At 44.6% G+C, this 21,506-nt stretch carries 6 protein-coding genes; 2 read left to right on the forward strand and 4 right to left on the reverse strand.

All coding sequences use genetic code 11. From position 1 onward, the window contains the following. Window positions 1-60 precede the first annotated feature (60 nt). The gene (locus R2Q85_RS08050) at window positions 61-1,071 is read left to right on the forward strand and encodes a type IX secretion system membrane protein PorP/SprF (RefSeq protein ID WP_316811250.1); all 1,011 of its coding nucleotides are present in this window, start codon (window positions 61-63) and stop codon (window positions 1,069-1,071) included. 10 nt (window positions 1,072-1,081) lie between these two features. Here the strand turns inward: R2Q85_RS08050 and R2Q85_RS08055 are convergent, their stop codons facing one another. The 4 genes from R2Q85_RS08055 to R2Q85_RS08070 form a co-directional block, all read right to left on the reverse strand. Continuing rightward, entirely contained in the window at window positions 1,082-4,666 is a 3,585-nt protein-coding gene (locus tag R2Q85_RS08055) for a gliding motility-associated C-terminal domain-containing protein (RefSeq protein ID WP_316811251.1), read from the reverse strand. A 156-nt stretch (window positions 4,667-4,822) separates the two neighbouring features. Further along, the gene (locus tag R2Q85_RS08060) at window positions 4,823-6,817 is read right to left on the reverse strand and encodes an OmpA family protein (protein ID WP_316811252.1); all 1,995 of its coding nucleotides are present in this window, start codon (window positions 6,815-6,817) and stop codon (window positions 4,823-4,825) included. A gap of 141 nt (window positions 6,818-6,958) precedes the next feature. Beyond that, window positions 6,959-7,954, reverse strand: a complete 996-nt coding sequence (locus R2Q85_RS08065) for a PorP/SprF family type IX secretion system membrane protein (RefSeq protein ID WP_316811253.1) — start codon at window positions 7,952-7,954, stop codon at window positions 6,959-6,961. Window positions 7,955-7,984: 30 nt separating this feature from the next. Continuing rightward, window positions 7,985-18,610, reverse strand: coding sequence for a putative Ig domain-containing protein (locus R2Q85_RS08070; protein ID WP_316811254.1), 10,626 nt, complete (start codon window positions 18,608-18,610; stop codon window positions 7,985-7,987). 302 nt (window positions 18,611-18,912) lie between these two features. Here R2Q85_RS08070 and R2Q85_RS08075 point away from each other — a divergent pair, with 302 nt between their 5' ends. Continuing rightward, complete coding sequence (locus R2Q85_RS08075; protein WP_316811255.1) at window positions 18,913-21,459, forward strand: hypothetical protein; 2,547 nt, start codon at window positions 18,913-18,915, stop codon at window positions 21,457-21,459. Window positions 21,460-21,506: the final 47 nt, after the last annotated feature.

Below are 21,506 nucleotides of genomic sequence, written 5' to 3' on the forward strand. Positions count from 1 at the left end.
AAATGTTCATTATACACAAAATTTATCTTATTATTGGATACCTAAAGGCTATTTGATCAGATGAAATCATTTCTTAACCTCTCTGTGCTTCTGCTGTTCAGTACACTTTGCCTTGGGCAGGAAAATCCCAGGTTTACCCAATACATATTTAACAATTACCTCATCAATCCTGCCATATCAGGCATAGACAATTATACAGATTTAAAACTAGGTTACAGGAATCAGTGGAAAGGTCTTGAAGGGGCACCAGTTACCCAGTACATCTCTGTTCACGCCCCGATTGGACAGGACTTTGTAAGAAGTTCTGTAAATTCGTTTTCCGGCGCGGGATATAACCCTTTAAGCCGCAGTTATGTCAACAACTATACCTCAGCCGAACCACACCACGGCATCGGTTTTTACGCGTTAACAGATAAGGCAGCCAGGATTAGACAGACCAATATTAACGCAACCTATGCCTATCACCTCGGACTCAGCTACGATGTAAATTTATCAGTAGGGATCTCTGCAGGTATTTCTTCAACCAGTATAGATGTAGCCAACGTAACCGTTGACAACACGGCTGACCCATTGCTATCGGCTGACTATAACAACAAGATCAGACCCGACGTAGGCGGAGGAGTATGGCTTTATAGCCCGCGTTTTTTTGCAGGCGCCTCGGCAAAACAGGTATTGGGCTACCGGTCCAAAACAGCCAACAGGCAAAGCAATTTACCCGCCTACCAGAATACGGTATTTTATGGCACTGCCGGGTATAAGTTTTTCGTAGATGAAGATATTGCTTTCATTCCGTCTACCTTATTAACGTATTGGCTGAATGCACCAACTACCATTGATGCCAACTTAAAAATTGCCTATCAGGATAAATTCTGGATTGGTGGCAGTTTAAGGAACAACGATTCTTTTTCTGCGCTCGCGGGTTTTAATGTCGCTTCCTTAATCAACATCAGTTACTCCTATGATGTGACTACATCAGCTTTGAGATCGGTAAACAATGGCACACATGAAATCGTACTGGGCATTCTGCTCAATAACCGCTACGATGTTAAATGTTCTACACGTCAGTTTTAAATTTGACGGATTAACGCAATAAAGTAATGCTACCACCTATTGGTTTACAATCTGCCCTTAAGTCCACTTTATAATAATATGCTCCGGCAGGCAGGTCTTTGCCTCTGAAACGTCCATCAAAAGGCTTGCTATACGGCCCTACCGATTCATAAACCAGTTGTCCACTCCTTGTATAAATCTTAATGTTGATATCGGCATGGTCCGGCAATCCGTTGATCATCCAGTAATCATTCATTCCATCACCATTGGGGGTCATGGTATTCTTAATCTCCAGGTTGTCGTTGGTTACCTCAATATGCACTGCAGTAAAATCGCTGTAACAGCTGCCCAGTTTTCTGCGGATTACATAGTCAGCGGTTTTGCTTACTTTGAAGATAAACTTTCCATTGGTGCTTTCCAGAACAGGGATGGCATCATCTTCGGCAAGGTACATCTGGTAAGTTCCTTCTTCCGGAGCCAATACCGGCAGCATGATTTCTGTAGCATAACATACCCGCATGCTGTTTACTACCGGAGTTGCCAAAGGGATTACCGGGGCAGCGATGGTAAAAGTTTTACTCTTGTCAAAACCACAGGTTGTCTGATCATATACTTCAAGATAATAATCCCCGGCACCGATATTGGTCAGGTCGCGATTGGTACCCACGGTATTTCCCGCCGGATCCTTCCAGATATATTTATATACGGCATCAGCACCAGAACCACTCAAAGGCAGTCCGCCTTCAATTTTAACCCCCGTAACAGAACCTCTTCCCAATGCACACTGGTCATCAATGACTACCCCGATTGTCTTATCCACAATAAGTAGCGCAATCCTTTCAATTACATAAGGCCCTAAAGGATCTGACGTACATCCATTGGGATCGGTTATTTTCAATTCATAACTACCTTCCGGCAGGTTTTCTATCAACTCCGCTGTTCCGGGATAGGTTTGTCCGGCAGCATTTTCCCAATGGTATCTGCCAGCCAGGGGCTTTACATTATTGGGATACACCAAACGGACAGATCCGTTATCCAAACCACAGGAAGCATCAGACTTCGATGAGACCTGGGCAGTATATTGCAGAATAGGCGTAGCGGTAATAGTAAAATTTCTGGCCAATGCCGTACAAAAAGTAACAGAATTGCTGGCATTTAGGGTATAATTTCCGGGAGGAAGTCCGGTAATGTTAAAAGGCACCCCAGCCGTACAGGTACCAATTCTTTCAAATGTACCACCGTTTGCAGTCAGTTTATAACTATCACCCTGTACAATAGTAATGCCGTTTATGGAGCCATTATTATTGTTACAGGTTGTACTAACTGGTGTGCCATTGTTGATGATTACTGAATTGGTAATGGGAATGGCAATATATGGAGCGCTAATCCTGACTGCCGGACATGGACCCTGATCTTTCACTTCCAGCATGTATGTACCTCCGGGCACACCGCTCAGGTCTTTGTCAGAACCCACCTCCGTACCCTGTACCCAGGCACCACTCACCGGATCACGGGTCATTTCAAACCACTTATAGGTTGCTGTACCAACAATATCAGTTACCGCAATATTACTGATGGAGCCATTGGCTTCTCCACATCTGGCAGGCCCTACCATTCTTGGTGCGATATTGATAATGGGTGAAGGAAGCCGGGTAATGTCCACTACTGTTGATTCCAGAGGACAACCTTCCTGATCAATCACTTTTAATTTATAGGAACCTTGCGGCATGGTTACATTTTTCCCTGTGACAATTGCTCCGGTAACCTGGTTAATCCATTGATAGGTTATCGTTCCCTGGCCCCGGTCTACACTGGCCGAGAAAGGAAAAGTTAATTGTCCACAAACTGGTGTGGGCCAGTTTACTACAAGATTGGTCAGGTTCTGGTCTTTGATCGGAATGATTTTAGCAATAGCCTTGCAACCATCGTCAATGATGACCTCATAATCTCCAACCTCAAGATCTGTGATCGTTTGCAGTTGTGGCTGCCCGTTATTCAGCAAAACCCGGCTACCATCATTCATGATTTTATTCCAGGTAAAAATATAACCTTCCCTGGGCTCAGAAATGCTAATGGAACCATTCCCATTGCAGGTTACCTGTTTTACAATTTCTTCATTGGGCAGCAGTGCAGCGGTGGAGAACTCCGAAGTGGTCGCATTCAATAAGCTGGCAGTGGCCGTTACATTAGCGCTAACCGCCTGATCATCAACCCAGCGGCCATCAGCTCCTGCAGTAACCGTATGATAATAAGTTCTGCCTTCGCATAATCCATCGCAGTTAACCGTATAAAAGAGCTCTATTTCTGCATTGGCACTGGCCCTTCCGGAAACATTTCCAGGTGCTTTCTTCAAAATCTGTACAAATGCCTGAAAATTACTGGTGACCTTACCTATGGAAATAAATTTATTACAGAACATACTGTTCCTGGTAATTTTTACGGGCCTGGATGAGGTACTTTCTATGCCATAATTGTTATTGCCGATCAGGTTCTTATCCTCAGGGTTGCTCCCGCCTATGATTCCCGATGCGTTCTGTTCTATTTTGATACCAATTCCGTTACCCAATACCTCTGTACCGGCAGATCCGGTACCTATTGCATTTCCGGTTAAGGTAAAATCTGCATTGGCTATGGCAACACCTACTGTACGGCTGCCCGAAATGATATTTTTACGCATGTAAAGCTGGGTATTCGTCGAGTTTATTTTTACCCCCGAAATTTCCTGTCCTGATGATTGCTGGTAGAGCGACAGCTCATGAAAGTCTTTTGTCCCCGTGTAATCTGTACCGATTTTATTGCCAACAAGATTAACTTCGAAACGATTATTTGCATTACTGTACCCATTTCTTACCACATTAATATTGGTTAGGTTGGCAGAAACGACATTTCCCTCACCAGCATTATCACCACCAATGGTCAGCGATGAATCGTATAGGTTTGCAGCAATACCAGTAACATTAGACAAGGGTGTAATACCATCATAAAGTACCCCCAGCAAATTTGATTGAATAACAATGCTATTTAAAGCCGTTGAAGTATAATAGTTACTATTTTGTATAACAATCCCATTAAGGCTTCCGGTAACTACATTTCCCTTGTTTGGCGCACCTATTTTAATGTTATTTGCGCGGTAATCGATAACAATCCCTGAGCCTCCTGATGCCATTTGAACGCTAGGTATCCGCGCAAAATTACGAAAATACAAGCCGTAAACCTGTACAGCTGATGTGATGATGGTATTGTCGGTATAGGTCTGCCCAATAACCAGACCGTTAAATGTGGAGGTTTGCGGGTTCTCCGGCTCTATAATTACCTTCGCCCCTGAAACCCCTAAGGCTGGCCAGCCTGGTTGTGAGCTCCCGTCAATGGTTACATTGGATGGAACAGTGGGCAATTGCGTTTTTAACCTGATGGTTCTATTGGCGTAATCTGTAGGATCACCAGGCAAATTAAAATTAATGGTATAACTTGTAGTATTGGCCGGCACTGAGGACAAGGCCTCTCTTAATGTACGCGGGCCGCTATCTTCCTTACTTGTAACGGTATAGGTCTGAGCAAAGCCGACAATAGAACTTAAGAGCAAAAAAACCAGAATGGCATACTTTGAGTAGCGCATAATTAAAAATGAAAAGCCAATTTACAATTTAATGTAATTATAGCATAAATATTTTAATATATAACGGGCAATTACCTACAAAGCAGAAACCCCGTATAACTCCTGAGAAAAATTTCTAAGCAGCCATACAGGGTTTACAACGAGAATTGGTATTAACTATTTTTTGGTAACCTTAAATTCTGTTCTTCTGTTCAATGCCCTTCCATCCGGGTTATCCTTCCCGTTAAGCAGTTCATTAGGGGCAATCGGCCTGGTTTCTCCATAGCCTTTGCTGGTCATTCTGTTTGTGGCAATCCCCTTTCCAATCAAATAATCTACACATGATCTGGCCCTTCGGTTAGAGAGGTCCAGGTTATAAATATCTTTACCCTTACTGTCTGTATGTGCACTCAGTTCTATTTCGATCGTTGGATTGTCAACCATAATGGCATACAGGTGATCCAGTTTATCTTTGGAATCTGCTGTCAGATCTGCCTTGTTAAACTCATACAAAACATCTTTAAGCACAATAGGCTTATCTATCTCGTAAGGGATCAGGCACAATTCAGGGCTAAATAAAGTATCTTTCTGTACCAACTGATCGTAGCTAAAAGAAATGGCTTTACTAAAGTATTTATCCTTCCCGGCGTTAAGCTTAAAGCCCCGGTTGCTGTTTAATTTAAAGGTATATTTACCCATTTCATCAGTAGTAGATTTGAATTGCTGAACAGAATCTGAAAGTGTGACGACTGCATCCGCTAAAGGCTTTGAAGTATTACAATCCAATAAGGTCCCGGTAATTACCAGGTAATCCCTTTTGACATGAAAAATCTCCAGGCAGCAAACAGATTCCCGATCTGAACTGATATATCCTTCAGTATCTGCATTATCCAAAGGCGTAAAATAAAGGTCATCCTTTGAAGAGTTAAAAGGATAGCCAACATTCATAGGTTCAGACCATTTGCCAAAATCCCCTTCACTTTCATAAAAATCGAAACCACCCATACCTACTTTGCCATTGCTGCTGTACAATAGCTTTTTAATGGCTGCATTATAATAGGGGGCCTGTTCATCATCTGCGGTGTTGATCACTTTACCCATATTTACGGCAGCCCCAAGCGAGCCGTCTATACGGATGAGCGCGTACCATAAATCATATTTTCCCGAACCACCTGGCCTGTCGGAAGCAAAAACCAGGTATTTCCCATCTTTTGTTACATAGGGCTGCATGGAATTGAAACCTTTCACATTGATCTGGCTACCCAGCTCTATCGGCTCCGACCAGTCCTGTCCCAGTCCAGGTGTAGCATTTAACTGGTAAATCTTTTTATTGCCCAGGGCTGTCCAGCTGGTTACATAGGCCACCTTTCCATTTGGATGAAAGGCAGGGGCGGCTGATTCTTTATCCTTTCCATCAACGGCTGTTTTTTTGATCGAGATGCCTTCCGTCAGGGGATTTCCTGATGCCACATATACCGCATTCAAAAAGGGGCTCTCTTTCTTGGCCACCTTTACATTCCTATCCGTGAACACTTCCTTCTTTCCGCTGCTGCCGGTGGGCCGCGAAGAAGTAAAGTAAAAATTGCCTCCTTTTATGGTTGGCGTGTAGTTAGATCCCTTATCATTGATATCATTCTGCAGCCGGCTTAACCTGAACAATCTTGGATAACGCAGCTCATGAAGGGCAAACTGGCACGAAGCAATTTCTGTCCTCGCCCTGGCCGCATAGCCATCCTTCACTTTATATTTTTCCAGAAAATCGTTAAATGAAGCAATCGCATCCTCAAATTTCTGGTTAGACCTTTGGGTCTCTGCATACCAGAACATACTCAGCACATACCGGGGGTTGCTGAAGTCTTTTGCCATTGCATACCATTTTTCGGCATCTGTAAAATTTTTATATAACCTTAGTGATTCGGCAAGCTGAAACACACAGTATTCATAGTCATCTTTTTTCGGGCTCTCTTCTTTGATCTTATTCTCAAAACCATAAGGTACTATAAAGCCCAAACTATCGGCTGAGATCTGCAGCGCTTTTTTATAATATTCAGCAGCAGCATAATATTCTTTATTCTGGAAATATACATCTGCCACTCTTTTGCTATTGGTTACAAATTGTGCCTGTGCTGCTACAGCAAATAAGCAGAGGATCAGGAGTATCTTTGTTTTCATCAGTATATAATTTGATTTTTAATGGTTATGAAGCTATCATGAGCAATATTCATCTCTGTTTGTGAGTATTTGCTCATGATGGTTTCATTGGAGAATAATTTTGTTTGTTAAAGATGATGAAACTGGCAACACTAACATGTCTTACAATCTCGGACAAAAGAAGTTAGGACCCAATATCCCCTTCCTTCCGGTAAATGAGACAGACAGCTCCAGCCCTCCTTTACTTCCCGTAGCACGATTCAGGCTGGAGGTATTAAAATCGTAACTCAATCCAAAAACCATATTTTTAAGGTGCAAGCCGAAAAAGGCGATAGCCGAATCATCAACCCTGTAATTTGAGCCGAAAAGAAGATCGGATTCTGCATTCAGCATAAATTGCCCATAAGCCCCAGCTGAAATCTCGCGTGCATTACCCTGTTTCATATATAAGCCATTCGGTGTAACCCCAAAAACTTCTGATATTTTGATGCGTGCACCACCATGGGCAGCATACCTGACCGGCATCCTTACGCTATTTCCCAGAAATTTATCTATCGGTCTGGTCAAATGTGCTGCCATTACACCACCAAATGCATTTACCTGCTGATCTGGATTTCCATCAAAAAACATCACCCCGAAATTTACATCGGGAACAAGTGTATTGGAGGATGAAAAAGATTCGCTGATCCCGAAACTGGGATCATATCCGGTAACAGGATTATACTGGCTGCCCAGGGTTATCTTTGAAGGATCGAAGCTCTTATTCAGGATGCCGGCCTGCAGACCAAAGTTAATCATATTTAAGCCAGCCCTGCCGAAATGAATGCGATAAGCACCTGAAACGAGCGCACTTAAATGGTTGTAATTGATATCACCCGCGTTCTGGTTCAGCACCATTGCCCCAAAGGCGAGGTTCTTAACAGGGGCCATATCAAAAGATGCCCCCCCTGTAAGAAATGAATTAGAAATAGAGCCCCACTGCTGTTTTGCATTTAATGAAACCCTGTATTCTCCATCGGTTACCCCGGTTAAGGCCGGGTTTAACCATAATGGATGCGCATAGTATTGAGAAAAATGGGGGTCAATTTGTGCGATACCCTTTACGGCCCCCATACTTAAAAATGCTGCTACTGCTAGTATTCTTATTAGTTTCTTCATAACAATTTTCGTTTTCATTGGAAGTATATTTTATCGTAACAGGGTTATCGTTCCTTTCTTAGTGGCCTTGGTTCCATCATTAAGCTCTGCCTCCAGATAGTATACATATACACCATTAGGTTGCATCTGCCCTTTGTACGTTCCATCCCATCCATTTTGAATGTTCAGCGACTCATAGAGGAATTGCCCCCATTGATTGTATACCCTCAGTCTCATTTTAGCGATGGTATTTCCGTACACATACAGGATATCATTTTTACCATCGTTATTTGGCGTAAATGTATTAGGCACGAATATTTCATTGCCCAATGGATTATCGCTGGCACCTGTCAAACTGGTTGCATCACTCAGCTGGCAGTCCAGCTGACCTTTAGCCCGCACCCTGATGGTCACTTGCTGATTTGGCTGCAGGCCAGCCAGCAGGTGGGTGGTTCCCGCAGGACCTGAACTTGGCGCAGCCCAGGTTAGTCCCGCATCTGTCGACACCTCGTAGGCTGTTGCGCCTGGTACCACATCCCATGCAAATGTGATACTTGTTGCAGCTGCCTCCTGTATCCTTACAACCGGAGCTGCAAGCTTGGACAGTACGGTGACCGTAACAGCAGTACGGGTAGTGCTTGCACAGTTTGTAGCAAGGTTTATGCTGCCCACATAATAGATGGTAGTGGCGCTTAAAGGCGGCACATTAAATATATTGCCTTCTGCAGCAGCTGTCCCGCCTGTTTGAACCGTATACCATGCATATTTCAGCGTTGGGTCCGGATTGTTAACCCTGAGCACAACTGTGCTTCCCGGACACAATGGATTTTCAGCACCGGTAATTGCTGGCGGAGCGCTTGGAAGGGCACCTGCATTTACGACAACCGGCGTACGCGCAATACTGGTACAATTGCCAGACCTGGCTTCCACATAGAACGTTACAGTTGCCGTATTAACCGGGGTTGTGGTAAAGTTTGTACCTGAACCCAATATGGTTGTGCTGGTGGCACTTGCATACCAGTTGTAAGTAACACCTGCAACAGGATTGGCCACAGTCAATACGGCCGGACTTCCCATACAGGTACTTACTGTAGCTGAAACCACCGATGGGCTTACCGGTTTCGGAGTAACAGTAACCGTTACTTTTACCCTGCCGGTTGCGCTTCCACATCCGGTAGCACTTGTTGCCTGTACATAGTAATCTGTTGTGGCTGTTAAACCGTTTATGGTAAATGTAATCCCTGTATTTACCAGCGTTCCATTAGTTGCTGCCGAGTACCATTCGTAATTCACCCCGGTTTGCGGGTTCTGGATTGTCAATACAGTACCATCACCGGAACAGATTGCAGTACCGCCTGTACCTACGATAGGTACATTTGGCAACGGGTTAAACGTAACGGTAACAACTTTAGCCGATCCAGGCAAGTTGGCACATACCCCTGTTCCGCTTACCGTTACATAGTATCTGGTAGTGCCCGTTAAACCTGTTGCGCTAACATTTGCACCGGTAAAGGCTATATCTGTTAAGGCCGCATCACGGTACCAGGTAAATACCGGGTTACTTACAGACGGACTGCCGGCACTTAATTGGGCAGGCTGACCGGCACATATCACCTTGTCATCAGCAATGATATCTGTTGGCCCTGCGTTTCGGGATACAGTAACCGTAACCACTTTTGCAGAAAGTACATCATTCGCACAGGCATTGGTTCCGCTCACGGTTACATAGTATTTGGTAGTAAGCGTCAATGCCGGTGTAGTAAAAGTTGGTCCTTCAAATGCCATATCAGTTAACGAAGCATCGCGGTACCATTTAAATACCGGGCTGCCAACTGTTGTACTACTGGCGCTCAGTATGGCCGCATTACCCGCACAAATAGTCTGGTCAGCCAGTATAATATCAGCATCTGTAGCATTGCGGTTCACATTTACGGTTACCACTTTTGCAGACAAGGCATCATTCGCACAAACTTCAGCCGAACTTACCGTAACATAATATTTGGTGGTTACTGTTAAGGCAGGCGTAGTAAGTGAAGATCCCCTTACCGCAAGATCTGTCAGGTCAGCATCGCGGTACCAGCTAAACACCGGATTGGCAATAGGGCTGGTAGCCGTTAAGGTTACTGCTGTACCAGAGCAGGTTGTCCGGTCGGCCGCAATGATGTCGGCCGCTGTAGCATTTCTGTTTACCGTTACTGTAACCAACTTAGCCGAGGCGGCATCATTGGCACAAGCATCACTTCCGCTTACGGTTACATAGTATCTGGTTGTAGCCGTTAAGGCATCAGTAGTAAAGTTAGCCCCTATAAATGGAGCGTCAGTTAAATCAGCTTTTTTATACCACCTGAAGACCGGACTGGTAACTGTGGTGCTTGAAGCTGTCAAGGCAGCTGTGGTTCCTGAACAGATGGTCTTATCCGCGGCTATGATATCGGCGGCCGTTGCATTACGGTTTACGGTAACTGTTACCACTTTTGCAGATGATGCATCATTAGGACAAGTATTTGGTCCGGTCACGATTACATAGTATTTAGTAGCTGCAGTTAATGCAGCAGTGGTAAAGCTGGCGCCTTCATACGGGTTGTCACTTAAATCAGGATTCTTATACCATTTGAATATCGCCCCGGAGATACCAGGTGCCGAAGCTGTTAATGTTGCGGCAGTACCCGAACATATGGTCTGATCGGCGGCAACAATATCTGCAGGCAGGGCATTTGGTTTAACAATAAGGGTAACCTTTGTTCTGACGGTATTGGTACAGCTGTTTCCGTTCAGCGCTTCCACATAGTAGTCGTAAGTTCCCACACCCAGGTTTGCAGGGGTGGTATAGCTGTTGTTATTGGTTACCAGCTGATTTCCGGCTGTTGCCGCATCGTACCAGTTAAATACCACACCACTTACCGGTGTTACTTTTAAGATAACCGGTGTATTGATACAGGTTGTTGCCGGATTGGCCGGATCAGCAACCGGGGGAACAGGCAATGGCAATATCGTTACCACTACTTTTACCCTTCTGCTTTCACATCCGTTCCTGGCAGCAGTGACAAAGAAATCGTAAGTACCGGCGGTTAATGTTGCCGGGGTCATAAATGTCGGTCCATCTGCTTGGAACACTGTACCCTGGTACCATTTATAGGTTACATTTGCCAGCGGGTTGGTTACCGATAGCGTTGCAGATGCACCCTGACATGCACTGGCCGTTTGTGCCTGAACAGCAGGGGCTACAATTACACGTTGGGCATAATTTACATCAATAGCAGTAAAGGCCCCCAGAATTCCGGAGTTTAGTTTAACCTCAACCGCATCAAATTTGCTGGTTGGCACAAAAGTTAACAGCGCTTTGGAACCACCACTCAGCAATTCCAGCTTAATCAGTGAACTGCTGATGGTAGTGCCGTCGTTGTTACTTATACCATTGTTATAGGTAGTGATATCCAGCGATGGTAAAACTGCCAGTGAAAGGATTTTACCAGGCGAAGAAAGCATTACACGAACGGTATCACCAATGTTAGATACACCTGTAAAACCTAAACGCTGATAAACAGAGCCCAGCACCCCAACAGGGATGACCAGTGACGAAGCGGTTGAAGCATCATCATCAACGGCCAGTCCGGGGTTATATACATCGGCCAGAATTCCGATTCCATTAACCCCATGTGTTTCAGCTACAGCCGCCTCACAAGGCACTGCAGTAGGAGCATCATTGGGAATTGTAGTTACCGTAACTGCAGTTCTTGCAAGGGTAGTACAACCAGATGGGGCCACACCTTCAACATAATAGGTTACAGTTCCGGGAACTGTTTGCGCAGGTGCGATATAGGTAGCCCCGGTTTCCAGTAAATTACCTCCTACAGGAGCATCATACCAGGTGAAAATTACGCCGGCAGTGCTTGAGCTTGCTGTTAAAACAGCGCCCACACCAACTTTTACGGTAACAGCAGGTGGTGTAACAATCGGGGCATCCAGTGAGCCTACGTTAATGGTAGCTGTTGCAGCCGTCGACGGTACAAGACAACTGTTTACTGCTTTTACAGAATAAGTTGTTGTAGCAGTAACTGCAGTAATGGCAAGCGAAGTTCCGTCCTTACCTGCCAGGTAAGTATTGCTACTGTCAAACCATTGGTAGGTTATTCCGGCAACCGGATTTTTAACGCGCAGAATGACATCACTTCCCGAACAGGTATTCACATTAGGTGATTCCAGTTCCGGCACTGCAGGTACAGGGGTTACACTTACATTTACCTGGGTTTTGTAGCTTAAGCAGCCAGAAGCATTGCTGGCAGCCACATAATATTTTGTATTTGCAGTTAAGGCAGGTGTTACAAATGAAGGCCCATCTTTACCCGGCAGGTATGCACCGGTAGCATCGAACCATTTATAGGTAATGCCGGCAGCAGGGTTCAGCACCTGTAAGGTAGCCGTTTGTGTAGCACATGCCGTAACATCAGCCGAAACCAGCTGAGGTGCCATCAGCACACGCTGTGCATAATTCAGGTCGACAGAAGTTAACACACCTGCTATCCCTGCATTTAAACGTACCTCCACTTTATCAAAGGTTTGGGTTGGCACAAATGAGATCAGTGCAGCTGTATTGCCACTCAGCAGCTCAAGGTGGATGAGTGGATTGCTTAATGTTAAAACATCATTGTTGCTGGTATTTCCATTATAGGTAGTTAAGGTAATGCCAGATAAAAGGCCCAGTGAGAGCAATTTACCTGGGGCAGTCAGCTGAATCCTTACCGTATCGCCAACGGTTGAAAGACCGTTAAAACCAACACGCTGGTACACTGATCCACCCAGCAGGCCTACCGGCAATACCAATGATGAACTCGTTTTTGTATCGTTGTCAACTGCCAGGCCGGGATTAAACACTCCAGCCAGCAGGCCAATGCCATCAACCCCGTTCGATTCAGTTATGGCAGCCTCACATGGCACCGGGTTAGGACCACTTCCGTCTACATTAATGGTAACCTGCACACGGCTCGAAGCAGCACAACCGGTGGTTGTAGATACCGCTTCAAGATAATAGGTAGTGGTAACCGTTAATGGCGGGGTTACATAAGTAGGGCCGGTGTATACAGGAGTTGTGGCATTTGCACTGGTGTACCAGTTAAATATCACATTGGTTTCGGTAGATGAAGCATTCAGTATAGCGGTTTGTCCGGGACCAACCGTTGTTGAAGAGGCCTGTACCTGTGGCAATACCGGAAGCGGGTTAACAGTAACAGCCACCGTAGCGCGGCTTGCACTTGTACAGTTTCCGTTGGCCGCCTCTACAAAATAGGTTGTATTTGCATTCAGGGCCGGGGTAGTGAATACCGGGCCTTCAAAAACAGCAGTTCCACCGCTAGCTAAGGCATACCACCTGTAAGCTGTTCCTGCTACCGGATTGTTTACGGCCAGTACCGCAGGCGAACCTGCACATACCGGAGCTGCAGCAGCCAGCACCGGAACATCGGGTGCAGTTGTAACGGTTACCTGAACTGGTATACGCTGTACATTGGCACAGCCAGCTTTGCTTACTTCTATATAATAAGTTGTATTTATTGTTAACGGTCCGGCTACGGTCAATGTTTCGCCGGTTGCCAGTAAAGTACCGCCACTTGCAGTAGTATACCATTTTAAGGTTGTACCCCCATTTGCCCTGGCCGTTAATGTGGTGCCGCTGCCGGCACAGATCAGTTTTCCCGTAGCAGCAACTGTAGGGCTTGGATAGATGATCTCCGCACCGTAAATACTCAAATTACTCAAAGCAGCAACCAGGGCACCAAAGCGGATTTCAACACGGTCATAAACCCCGCCTGCTACTAAAGTAGCTTTAAAGCGGTTTCCGTTTAATAATTTAAGGTCTAAAAGTGAAGAATTTAACGGATAAGTACCTACTACCGTATTGCCATTCATCACGGTAACTGTGATATTGCCCAATACACTTAGATCTGCCAGTCCTACTGGTGTAGCCAGATCCAGGCGAATGCTATCTGTTGCAGTACCAGGACTGGCAAAAATCAGACGTTGGTAACCGGTTGATCCAACACCTACTGCCAGGTTAATCTTGGTGAAATTATCCGGATCGGCATCAGTTGAATTTTCCGGGTTCTGAACCGTACACAATAAGCATATACCGTCGATACCAGATTGCTGGTTTACAGCAGCATTACACTTAGGATTGGCAGGGCCACTGGTTACGGTTACAGTAACTACAGCCCTTACAGGGCTTACGCAGCCTGATGCATTTTCTGTCTCTACATAATAAGTAGTGGTAGTCGTTAATGCAGGCGTAGTATAGCCTGCTCCGGTAAAGAAGGAGGCTCCACCTGTTGGGGTAGTATACCATTTTATGGTATTGCCCGCATCGGCACTCACCAGCAAAGTAGCTGATTGTCCGGAACTGATGGTTTCGTTGGCCGTGATTACTGTTGCGGTATTCGGACTAGGGTTAACGGTAACATTAACCGGGGTCCTGCTGCTCACAGCAGTTCCGGAAACAGCTTCTGCATAAAAAGTTGTATTTGAACTTAAAGGACCGGTTGTATAAGTTGTACCTGTAAATATGGAAGTATTTCCTGTAGCTGCATACCAGTTATAAGTAACTCCTGATTGTGCGTTGGCTACCGACAAAGTAGCCGCAGTTCCGCTACAGGTAGTCACTGCATTCACAAGCGGGGCAGCAACATTTACCACAAGGGTATAATCAGTAGAAGTGGTTAAGCCGTTTTTATCGGTCGCAGTCATGGTAACCGTAAACGTACCGCCCGATAATGGCGTTCCCTTAATTTCACGGGTAGCCGGCGTAAAGGTTAATCCTGCTGGCAGGCCTGTAGCCACATAGGTATAAGGGACCGTTCCGCCAGTTACTGCAGGTAAGGTCTGGGTAGGATAAACCATACCCACAAGCCCGTCCGGCAAAGTAGCAGATGGGAGGTTTAGCTCTCCGTTCACCTTAATTACATAGACCTGACTCGCTGTTGCACCATTTGCATCGGTTACTTTAACACCAACATTGTAGGAACCGGATTGTGTTGGTATACCTGAAATCTGACGTGTTGCAGGGTTAAAAGTTAAACCTGGAGACAGGTTGCTTCCTTCATAAACATAGCCCCCGGCACCACCGGTAGCGGCAGGAATGGTTTCTGTTGCATAAACAGTTCCCACTGTACCATCGGCAAGTGTTTTTGCGGCAAGCAACAGTGGGTTGCCCACCACTATGGTATAATTTGTAGTAACCGTATTACCTTCGGTATCAGCTACCTGCACAGGAACGGTAAATGTACCAGCCTGGGTAGGTGTACCGGTGATCTGGCGTGTGGCCGGATCGAATGTTAATCCCGGAGGTAAGCTGCTTGCCGTATACGTATAAGATCCGCTTCCGCCGGTAGCTGCCGGAATGGTTTGCGTTGGATATGGGCTGCCCACTGTTCCATTTGCCAATGGCGTACTGGCCAGGGCCAGCGGATCTCTGACCACAATTGTATAATCCTGTGTAACGTTATTGCCATTTAAATCAGTGGCCCTAACGTGAACGGTATAAGTACCTTTTTGTGTTGGTATACCCTTGATCTCACGTGTTGCAGGATCAAAAGTTAATCCCGGAGGCAGGTTTGTTGCGGTATAAGTATATGGAGTGGTACCCCCGGTAGCGGCTGGTATGACCTGAACAGGATAGGTAATACCTACTGTTCCGTTTGGCAATGTCATGGCCGGAAGCGCCATTGCATCGGTTACTTTCAAAGTATAAGCTGTACTTACCGGGCAGCCCTTACTGTCGGTGGCAGTGATGGAGAAATTAAAATCTCCGGGTACAGCTGTTGGTGTTCCTCCGATTGTTCCATCGGTTGCCAAGCTCAGTCCGGCAGGCAGGCTACTGCCTGTGGTAAGTGTATAAGTATAAGCTGGTGTTCCACCTGTAGCAGGTGTAATTTGCCTTGAATAAGTAGCTGAAAGTGTAGCATTGCTTAAAGTTGTAGCCGGTAATACTATCTGAGGATTTACAGTTACGGTTACAGGTACGCGATCGGCATTGGCACAGCTGCCTTTACTTGTTTCTAAATAATAAGTGGTGGTTGCCGTTAAAGGCGTAGTGGTTGTAAAACTGTTTCCACTGGCCAGCGGGGTGCCTCCTGTTGGAGCGGAATACCATTTTAAAGCGGTGTCTCCGTTCGGGCTGGCATTTAATGTAGTATTGGTACCATAACATATGGCCTGGCCGGTTGTTGCTACAGTCGGATTTGGATAAATCACCTCAGCACCATAGATCTCCAGGCTACTTAGGGCCTGTACTGTTCCGCCAAAACGCACTTCGACCCTGTCATAAGCAGCAGTAGCCGCCAGTGTGGCCTTAAAACGGTTAGCAGTTAACAGCTGCAGGTGAATTAGTGAATTGCTTAAGGTATGGGCTTTGACAATGGAATTGCCGTTCATTACGTTCACTGTAATTCCGCCTAGGACAGTTGCATCCAGCAGTCCCCCAGGCAGGTTCAGATCTAAACGGATACTGTCTGTTGCCAGGCCTGCTGCAGGAAAAATTAAACGCTGGTACCCAGTGGCCCCGATTCCTACTGTGAGGTTGATGGTTGAAAAGGTATTCGGATCGTTGTCTACAGATCCGGCCGGGTTGTTAACGCCACAAGCCACACATAATAAAGCATTAACTCCGCTTTCCTGGCTATTTGCAGACTTACAGGTTAAACCAGTTGTCGGATTCGTTACCGTAACGATAACTGGAACCCGGTTGGCACTTGGGCAGCCGCTTGTACTTTGTGTACCCACATAAAAAGTTGTCGTGATATTGATTGGCCCCGCGAGGTAACTTGATCCGGATGCCACTGCTGTTCCTCCGTTAGGAACCGTATACCAGGTCACCACACTTCCGGCTGGTGCCACAGCCTCAAGGCTTACACTTTGTCCGGCTGTAATGGTGATGCTGTTTGTGGAGACCTGCGCATCGCCCGGAATCGGGTTAACCGTTACCGGCACCTCCACCCTTGCCGCACTTACACAGGTACCATTTACAGCTTCAACAAAATAAGAAGTCCCGGCAGTTAAAGGTGCTGCAGAGGTAAAAGTAGTACCGGTAGTAATGGCCGCTCCCCCCGTTGCGGCCGTATACCACCTATATGTATGTCCTGCAGCTGCATTTGTTACTGTTAAAACAGCCAGACTGCCAGCGCAAATTGTCGGTGCCGAAACTATGGGTACCGTTGGTGTTGCGGTAACATTCACAATTGCACTATCTACATCCGACTCGCCGGCGCAGCCTGCTTTTTGGGCTGAAAGATAATAAGTATAGCTGCCCTGGGCTATATTCGATTCAGAATAGACAGGCCCTGTTCCGCTGGCCAGCAACACCCTGCCACTTGTACCTGTTTTTCTATACCAGTTATAGGTAAATGCGGCATCCGGATTGCTTACAGAAAGCGAAACCTGGTTGCCACATATCGCTAAAGCACCCCCTGTTAAACCTGCAAAAGCCGGTTTTGCAACCGTCTGCTGTACTTCATGTATATTTAGCCCGCCAGACAAAATATTTCCTCCGACAGCCAATGTATTATCTATACTTATCCTGACACGGTCAAATGGCGCACCTGGTTTAAAATAAATCGGTGTAACTGCTGTTTTTGCGAGCAGTCCAAGCAGGTCTACAGTGAGCAGACTGCTAACGGGCTGTGCTGTTCCTAAAGGAGTATTCCCATGATAAGCCTGCACGGTAACTGTATTAAAAAGATTTACATTTAACACACTTGCCGGCACAGAAATAACCACCTTAGCATAATCATCTGCAGTAGAGAGCCCATTTAAATAAATCATTTGTGAAACTGTTGAACCAAGCCCAACCACTCCGGCCTGTAGCTGAGAAGCCGTAGCCAGATTGTTGTCAATAGCCAGCTGAGGTGTTTTTACAAGTTCAGTTAAAGTAACGTTCACACCTGTCGATTCGCCGATAGTTGCATATATAGCTGGGGCACAATTTTCTGTAGCTACATTAAAAGCACTGTAAACTTTCATATTTATTGAAGCACCCAGCGCAAGCCCCAGTAAATTACCGCTAAACCTTAGCCTTACCCGTATAGAATTATACCCTACTGTTGGTGTAACTGCAAAATAAGTATTGCCGGCAGCGTCTTTTACTACGGCGCTGCTTACATTGGCAGCATTTACGAGTGTCCCGTTATTTTCATTATTTCCCGGTGCTGCCTGTGCACCCGAATACACATCCAGCTGAACGAGGTTCTTTTTTAGCAGACCGGTCAGGTCTCCGACAAGCCCAAGCAGGTCCAGACTAAGCCCATTCCCGGTTGTGGGCTGATCAAACCTGATGTAAGTGGTTTTCCCCGCCGTAATAGGCGCAGCATACTTTAACTGTATCCAGGCCTCTCCCTCTCCTTTCGCTATTCCAAGGATATTGTTGTACTTGGCTGTTAAAGTTGCAACACCAGCCCCACCGTTTGCAGCATTTAATGGATTGAGTACTGCACCTGCATCCGCTCCGGGATCGGTATTCACTACGTCGCCCAATAAAATGACGCTGTAGTAGCCAACAAGTCCACTTGATGGTGTTACTGTTGCATAACTTTTAGCCTGTCCATAAGATTCTGAATTTAAAAGCGTTATACTGATGAAACTAAGAAGAAAAAGAAGTGACTTTTTAAACAATTCTAACAGGGTAGATGTCCTTTTCATAGGAGAGTGATTGAGGTTATTAGATTTACTGCTACAATTTTAGTCATAGATTGCATCTCATTCACCGTTCGAATTGTTCATTTAAATCATTCTAGCGCTCATTATTTGTTCATTTTGTTCATTTTTATAATACCGGATAAGTTGAACTGACGCATTATAGCCCAATAAGACCCTGTAGGATAGGTTTTTGGACACTTGTTATCTTTTCTATTTATTTTTTATCCAGATTATCGATATTCATTATTCTTATTAAAGCATTACATTCGTTTAGTGGAAATATTTAACGCTCACTTATCAGGTGTATGGATGAAATATCTATCTTAAATGAACTCAAAGGTTTAATTCTAATTAAGACAGGAATTAGAACAATTACCCCAGCTGATTGTAAAAGGATATCCATTGAAATCAGCAAGACTTTAAATAAGAACGTTAGCGAAACAACCATCAAAAGGCTATTTGGATTTGCTGTTGTCAAACACAACTTTTCCAAATTTACCCTGACCACTTTGTCAGAATATGTAAGTGGCGAAAACCTGGAAAACTGGCCGGCATCTGTTGCCATCAATGCCGACAATACACCCTTAAACTGGCCGGCTATTAAAAACAAAATAGCAAAGGTGACCGATTTCACTTTAAAAGGGATCAGGAACCGCTCTGGCATGCCATACCAGATGACCATCAGCAGGAAATTTGCTGAACATGATTTTGAAGATTTTTTCAAAAGCGACCACAATTACATGGCTTTTATTTCTCAGCCAGGTTATGGAAAAACAATCCTGCTCAGCCATTTGGCAGAAAAGTTTTTTACTGGTGAATGCCCCAATTATAAGGAATCAACGGTCTTGTTTATTCAGGCCTACAGTTTTTTTACTGCTGAACAAATTGTCCTAAATTTTGAGGATCAGCTTAAATCTTTGCTTAATATTTCAAAAAAAGAGAACTTAATAAATTATATTGACCATAGTTATCGCCAAACAGGCGGCAAACTGATCCTCTTTCTGGATGGCTTTTCCGAACTGGTACTGAAAAAAGACCTCAAGAAACAAATGTTCGATAGTATTGTCAATTTCATTTGTGCCATAGAACATACCGCATCCATTAAACTGGTTATGGGTATGCGGTCTGCCACCTGGATCCGGTTTTATGAAAAGATCAGACATTCCGCTTATTTAAAAGCAAAATGGTTTTCAGGTAATTATTTTAGGATCAAAGAGGTTTCTAATGTTCCACAGCTGACGGAAAGGGAAGTTGACCTGATCATTTCCAGGATAGAAAACCTGGATACCCACGAAATCAATCCAAAACTCAAAGCCCAACTTAAATTCCCTTTTCACATTCAGCTCTACTATCAACTTAGAGAAGAAGACCCTGACTTCAATTTTTCTACCAGCATTACCTTTCATGAACTCATATCCAGGTTTATCCAGGAAAACATCTACCGTTCCAATTATTATACAGAAAAAATTCTCTTTCTGAAAAAAATCATCCAGTTAACTGGTTATGGAAAAAACGGAAATTCTGTTCCAAAAGACCACCTTATTGCCGAGCTGTCTGCATTTAAAAACGCCTATACGGAACTGCTGGCTGATGGCATATTGATGGAAGAAAAAAGATACGAAGATTATCACCCCAGAGAATTTGTCAGGTTTATTCATCCCCATATATTTGAATACTTCCTATTTATAGAACTGCTGGAGAAATTTCATTTACAGGTAGATGGGGAATTCTTTAAATACATACAAAGTAAGTATGAAAATGAAAATGTCAGGTTTCAGCTGTTGCAATGGACCATACGGTTTATTGTCCGGATAGGTGATCTGAAATCCCTGGGCAACATATTTGATTTACCATTAAACCGTTTCGAACACAACTACCTGATCCTTTTTATTGCGGAAAATCTAAAATACAGATCAAGGTCCAGTTCAGATACCGTCCTGTTGTTAAAAGAACATAAACTTCATGACATCATGATCAGCGAATTGGGCAATTTTGATTTTGTAGACTCCTCCTATAAAGAAGCCCTGAATGTTTTAATGGAAGTCTCAGATTCAAATAGCCATTCGCTCAGCTATCAGTCTATGCTGGCCATTCTCGACATCTTAAGCCTTGATGAAGTTAAGATCGCTGCAAGACTTGATGAACTGGCCCGCTATGAAGCCATTAAATGGCCCATCGACCCCTATGAAGTTACTTTAATGGTGTATTCGAAAATCACCAATAAAGACATCGAAAAAAATCAGTTGATCAACAACATAGAAAACCTGGAATATCCTTTCTTTAAGCCTGGAAAAGTACTTAATACCCAGCAGGGCATTACCTATCTGCTGATCATCGTGCTCAATTTATTTTATGGATCAGATGAAGGCACCATTAAAATCATAGAAACCATTGCCAAATTACACCCAGACGTATTCTCAAAAAGATCAGCTTTCAGCATACTGATGATGAACCTTTTGGCTTTGTCGGCTGCCAGAATAAATCCCGGGAAGAAAACCGATCAGTTGGAACGTATACTTATTGGTCTTCACGAAAACAAATGCCGCTTTAAAATTACGCAATACGCTGAGTCTATATTAAAGATGACACAAGCCTACCAGCTCAGAAATAAAGGCGAATATTTACTGGCCTGTCAGTATTGCGATGAATGTATACAGCTCTTTAAAAGAAATGATTTAAACTTAAACTGTCTGCTCATGTACAATTTGATCATCTCCATTTATTCAGATCTGAATATTGTGGCTAAAGTGAATGAGTATAAATATGAGCGGCTATGTTTCATGGAAGAGCGAAATATCCCAGGCAGTATATTTTCCCTGCCAAAAGAACTGACTGACTTTAAACACAGATAAGCAAAAAAGCCCCCAAATGAAATCCGGAAGGCTCTTCTGCTCAATTA

It is taken from the genome of Pedobacter heparinus (assembly GCF_032678725.1).
GTDB classification, from domain to species: domain Bacteria; phylum Bacteroidota; class Bacteroidia; order Sphingobacteriales; family Sphingobacteriaceae; genus Pedobacter; species Pedobacter heparinus_A.